The following is a 547-nucleotide window of genomic DNA, read 5'->3' as shown; positions in this document are numbered from 1 at the left end:
AACGCCCCCCACATCGCCGCCGTGCCCGGCGTGACCGCCCTGCTCGTCGGCGCAAACGACCTTGCCCGCGCCCTGCGCACCCAACCCCACCCCGACCGCGCACCCCTGCTGCACGCCCTGAGCAGCGTCATCCTCGCCGCCCGCGCCCACGGCAAGACCCCACTGGACGCCGTGTACAACGACGTGCGCAACCCCGGAGGCTTTCAACGCGAATGCCAGCAGGGCCGGGCCCTCGGCTTCACCGGCAAGACCGTCATCCACCCTGACCAGATTGAAGGTGCCAACACCGCCTTCGGCGTTACCGCCCAGGAGGCCGAGGAGGCGCGGGAACTGATCAGCGCGTGGGAGGCCGCGCGGGCCGACGGCAAGAGCGTCGCTACCTTCCGGGGCGCACTCGTCGAGCAGATGCACGTGGATGAAGCGCAGGAGGTTCTGGAATTGTGGGGGGTTACGGAGGGATAGCGCGTGGGGGCGTGGCGGTGGGTTTTCCGGGTGCTGCCCCACCCCCCAACACCCAAACCCCCCGGGGCAGGGGGAGCAGCCGTTC

Annotated in this window: 1 protein-coding gene; it reads left to right on the top strand. The window is 70.6% G+C overall.

The features are described from left to right. Positions 1-462, top strand: a 462-nt coding sequence (locus QZ271_RS14460) for a CoA ester lyase (protein ID WP_291432639.1), incomplete at its 5' end; no start/stop codon positions are given. Between the last annotated feature and the right edge of the window lie 85 nt (positions 463-547).

It is taken from the genome of Deinococcus sp., from assembly GCF_018260555.1.
Taxonomy (GTDB): domain Bacteria; phylum Deinococcota; class Deinococci; order Deinococcales; family Deinococcaceae; genus Deinococcus.
Note: the sequence above shows the minus strand (reverse complement) of the source record. Positions and strands in the feature narration are given on the sequence as shown.